Source organism: Candidatus Latescibacterota bacterium, assembly GCA_019038625.1.
Taxonomy (GTDB): Bacteria; Krumholzibacteriota; Krumholzibacteriia; order Krumholzibacteriales; family Krumholzibacteriaceae; genus JAGLYV01.
The window spans coordinates 1-4798 of record JAHOYU010000211.1 but is presented as its reverse complement, the minus strand read 5'-3'; the positions used below and the strand labels follow the sequence as shown (position 1 = coordinate 4798).

Here is a 4798-nt window from a genome sequence, read left to right as displayed (position 1 = left end):
TACTTGGCTTAACAGGGAGATCTCGATCGACGGTATGGACTCCGAGTGGGGTGGACTGGTCCTCCTCCATGATGTCGATACTTCCACAAGAATCAGCATCACGAATGATGACCGATTTATATATGCTTGTATATCCACCAGAGATCCAAAAACTCAGATCCAGGTCATCAAAAACGGACTTACCGTCTGGTTCGACAAAGATGGCGGAAAGGAATGTGAGTTCGGGATCAACTACCCTATGAGATCTTTCACAGAAAATGGTCTGGCAGGTGAAATGGCCGGATTCAGACCACCTGAAGGAATGGACAGAAATTCGACCGGTGGCAATACCCGGGGAATGGATCGAAGGACTTCCGCAAATATCGATCCACGGATGATCAGGCTTCTCATGAATGACATACCGGGCTCCCTCGACATCATCCGGCCGGAATCCGATATGAGGATGACTAGAAGTATTACAGAAACAGCTGAGCTGGGAATCGACGTATCGATGGAGATGAGGGATGATAACCTTGTGCTGGAAATGAAAATCCCCTTTACAGAGCAGGGAGAGTCACTGTTCTCGATAGGTGCAGGCCCAGATTCGAAAATAGGAATCGGATTTGTCGTCGGCCGTATAAAGATGCAGAATAATATGAAAAGACCAGGCAGCATGGATCCAGGGATGCGGCCTGGAAGAGGAATGGGTGGGGGAGGTCGCGGTGGAGGCGGCCGGGGTGGAGGCATGAAGAGGCCGGGGACCGACAGGATGTCTCCACCGCAGCCTCTGGAGATATGGGTAAAGCTCAAGCTGGCGGAATCGAGTGAATAGGCCATCCGCCAGCCCTTACCACACAGGGATTTCCCTCCCTGGGACCTCAACCTTATTCCCGGACAGAGCTCGTCATACCGTTCTGATCATTTTCCAGATTCGTTTACCTGCTGTGATCAGTGTCAAAGCGGCTGCTACAAATAGAGCTATCCTAATACCCATTCCTACCATGGGAATGACCTCATCCCTGAATACCGGATCGAGTCCACTCAATCCACGCACAGGGATCGTCCATCCTGCCGGAGGACCTATGATACTGGCATCGATCGCCATCAGATAAAGAATGACGGCAAGCAGGAAGTCCAGTGTTATTCTGTATATACGGGTCAGATCACGCCATATGCCTTCCCGGACCAGAAGCCAACTGAGGATAAACGCGGCTACCAGCCAAACATTCAGCCATAACAAATATTTGTGGAAGCCGTCTCCAAGCATTGGGAGAAACCAGTATTCACCATTCGCCAGATTGACCATCCCAATACGTTCCTGGAAAAAATTAAACAGTATGAAGAGAAAGGAGTAAAGACACAGATTTAAAACGGTCGCGACCCTGTTGACGGTACTGGAGTCATCAAGTGGCGGGAGTGTATCAGGATCCCAGCTTGTTTCCTCTTCCGGTCCCGCACTGCTCTTCGGCACGGCGAATCTTTCCAGGAGGGCAAAAACCGCAAAGACAGCACCGATCAAAGTCGCGGCAGTGACGGGAAATTTCCCAAGCGAATCGACGAACTTCCGATAAAACTCCCAGAGGGAGGGTCCCTCTGTAACGAGATATCCTATCAACCCGATGAGGACTACGGCATAAGCGGCAAGAATGACTATCTTGAGAGCACGCAGGAACGGCCTGTAATATTTCGGTCCTATTATGAACTGATTATCAGGCATATATGACAATGCGATAGTCCTGGGCTGTCCGAAATCCCTCAGAACTGCCTTAATGACTATAGCCCTGTCTCCATCGAGTGAATCCTTCATCGCGGCGTCGACACTGTCCCCGATAGCAGACTCGAGTTCGATGGAAACATCACGCCTGAGAGCAGCCGGTAGATGCCGGGCCACCTCCTTTATGTAACGTTCGATCAATCCCATTGTTAACTCCTTCATTCTAGTATTTTATTCCCAGGATATTGTTCATCCTAGGATTTCATTCCCAGGATATTGTTCATCGCCCCTACCAGTTCAGTCCATTCCTTCGACATTTTCTCCAGTGAGGTCTTTCCCTTTCCTGATATTCGATAGTACTTTCGCGGCCGTCCATCTCCTATCCGCCAGTCGCTCTTCAGAAGTTTCTGTGATTCGAGTCTTCGAAGAAGCGGATATAGAGTACCTTCATTTATTTCAAGCCCGTAACGATTGAGTATCTCTCTCAGCGAATACCCGTATTGTTCTTTATCAAGTAATCGCAGTATAGCCAGAACCAGGACACCACGGCGAAATTCAACATTCATACAATGCTACCTCCTATATTGTGCATTACATCATACTATGCGACGCATAGTATTGCAAGCAATATCTTTCTTCCCCCCACACTTTTCAGACAAGTGCCTGATTGAGGAAAAGAACTAAAATTGCATGTCGACTTGAATCAGCTTGTTGTGGTACAACTGCGGGGTCTCTGCGGTTATACGGATTTCATACCGTCCCGACAAAAGCAGGAGATATCAAAATGAACAAAAAAGAACTTTTCGATGACATTCGAAAAAAGATCGACGATATCATCTCGGCCCCGGGCGAACGTGATGAAAAACTGAAATCAATCTGCGATATTCTGTGGAACGAGGTGGAAAACTACGACTGGGTGGGGTTCTACCTAACCGGGCCGAGCGGGGAAGATCTAACTCTGGGCCCGTTCAGCGGCGCCCACACGAACCATACGTGCATCCCGTTCGGAAAAGGTGTCTGCGGACAAGCCGCGGCAAGAAAGAGAACTATCATCATCCAGGATGTGGCCAAAGAGACGAACTACCTCTCATGTTCTTCGGATGTGAAATCCGAGATAGTGGTACCTCTGTTCAAGTCAGGCAAGGTGGCGGGAGAACTTGATATCGACTCACACGCCCTCGCATTTTTCTCCTGGGAAGACAGAGACTTTCTTGAAGCCATATGCAAGGCCCTTGAGACTATTATCTAGAGATCCGATGTTTATCATATGACTCCATGGTCTGTCCAATGACCTGTCATTTATTCAGGGAAATCACTTTTTCATAGAGATCACAGATTCAAAGAGATTACATATTCATCGAGATCGCTCGAAAAGATAGAGATATTTCCCGTACCCTTCCTTCTCCAGGGCTTTCATAGGTATAAATCGCAGGGCCGCTGAATTGATGCAATACCTTCGGCCCGATGGCTGAGGGCCGTCTTCGAATACATGCCCAAGATGGGAATCTCCATGTTCGCTCCGCACTTCGATCCTCACCATATCGTGACTTTCATCTTTTTTCTCGACAATATTGCCTTCCTCAAGAGACCTTGTAAAACTTGGCCAGCCTGACCCCGAATCAAACTTGGCTGTAGAACTGAAAAGCGCCTCGCCCGTTATCACATCCACATATATTCCTTCGCGTTTGTTATCCCAGAACTCGTTCCTGAAGGGTGGTTCTGTACCACAGGCCTGGGTAACCCTGTACTGCATCGGAGTCAAGTCCCTTTTCAGGATATCATCGGAAGGCTTCTCCATCCGACCACTCCCTGCCGCAACATGATCTGTCGTTTCAGCAGCCGGATCTGTCATTTCAACATCCCGATCTGTCATTTCAACATCCCGACCTGTCGTTTCATCGGAAAAGTCGAACTTATTTTCTTTCCATATTGAACTGAGAAAACTATCTCTTCCAGATCCACTTCTGTACATCCGGTACTGCATGGGACAGGTCTTGTAATACCCCTGATGATATTCTTCTGCCTCATAAAACTTCTCAAATTCTCGAATTTCGGTCACTATTGCCATGTCGAATATTTTCGAACTCCCGAGCGTCTCTTTCGACAACTCGGCCAGTTCCTTCTGGATTGGGTCGTGATAAAAGATCGCGCTCGTATATTGTGGCCCCCTGTCGACAAATTGTCCTCCTCGATCCGTCGGATCTATGTGGGTCCAGAAAACATTTAGCAGATCCCTGAAGGAAACCACAGAAGGATCGTACCAGACCTGTATCGCCTCTATATGCCCTGTTGTCCCTGAACAGACCTCTTGATATGCAGGATTCTCTGTATGTCCTCCCGTGTAACCCGAGATCACCTTCACCACTCCATCTATCATTTCAAAGTCAGCCTCGCTGCACCAGAAACATCCCCCGGCGAATGTGGCGACTTCAGTCTTTTCCGATGCCATTTCATTCTCCCCCCCGGCTCGCAGCGCCGGAACTATAATTATCAATAGCGATAATATTAACACCACAACAAGTAACAGTCGCATTCTGTCACCTTCTTTCATTTCTAACACTTCTATATATAAGATAGTTTCTGTCCTATATCGCCGCAAGGACAACAACCCTTTTTTTACTGAAGCTGGCTCGCTACTTTTTCCCGGAATTACAACACATCTTTTTCTTTCCAAAGTCCTTCAAGGCCTTGTACTGGTTGTGCCGTCTGCACAGGAGCTGAAGATTCTCCGGCGAGTTGCTCCCTCCAAGTGCGAATGGGATGATATGATCGACTTGCAGGTTCCATTTCGAATCACATCTTCTCCCGTCCGGGCTCCTGTAGGCACATCTGTTCCCATCTCTCCTGAAGATTTCGTCTTTCACGGCCTGAGGTATGAAGCGGGAGGGTTGTTCTGGATCTTTCGCAGGTGCTATAGAATTCGGGTCTGCTTTTGTGGGCGCCTTAGCCACTCGCTCTACCTTTGTAGTTGGTTTCACCTTTGCAACCTCAACTACCGACCTCACTTTCGTGGCTCTATCAGCCTTCGCTACCGCCTCCGCTGCCGGTTTCACCTTCTTCACTTTCGCAGCCTTCACGGCCCTCGCCTCGCGCCGCTTCTCCCGT

6 protein-coding genes are annotated in these 4798 nt (G+C 48.6%); 2 read left to right on the top strand and 4 right to left on the bottom strand.

The window, feature by feature from the left end; genetic code table 11:
* On the top strand, positions 1-811 hold an 811-nt coding region (locus KOO63_14270), incomplete at its 5' end, for a hypothetical protein (protein MBU8922979.1).
* Between the two features lie 72 nt (positions 812-883).
* On the opposite strand, the gene KOO63_14265 is transcribed toward KOO63_14270, so the two are convergent.
* Positions 884-1900, bottom strand: a complete 1017-nt coding sequence (locus KOO63_14265) for a hypothetical protein (GenBank protein ID MBU8922978.1) — start codon at positions 1898-1900, stop codon at positions 884-886.
* 47 nt (positions 1901-1947) lie between these two features.
* Complete coding sequence (locus KOO63_14260; protein ID MBU8922977.1) at positions 1948-2259, bottom strand: PadR family transcriptional regulator; 312 nt, start codon at positions 2257-2259, stop codon at positions 1948-1950.
* A 218-nt stretch (positions 2260-2477) separates the two neighbouring features.
* Here KOO63_14260 and KOO63_14255 point away from each other — a divergent pair, with 218 nt between their 5' ends.
* Complete coding sequence (locus KOO63_14255) at positions 2478-2942, top strand: GAF domain-containing protein (GenBank protein ID MBU8922976.1); 465 nt, start codon at positions 2478-2480, stop codon at positions 2940-2942.
* A 105-nt stretch (positions 2943-3047) separates the two neighbouring features.
* Here the strand turns inward: KOO63_14255 and msrB are convergent, their stop codons facing one another.
* Together msrB and KOO63_14245 are read right to left on the bottom strand one after the other, a co-directional pair.
* Complete coding sequence (msrB, locus tag KOO63_14250; protein ID MBU8922975.1) at positions 3048-3761, bottom strand: peptide-methionine (R)-S-oxide reductase MsrB; 714 nt, start codon at positions 3759-3761, stop codon at positions 3048-3050.
* 565 nt (positions 3762-4326) lie between these two features.
* On the bottom strand, positions 4327-4798 hold a 472-nt coding region (locus tag KOO63_14245), incomplete at its 5' end, for an HNH endonuclease (protein MBU8922974.1).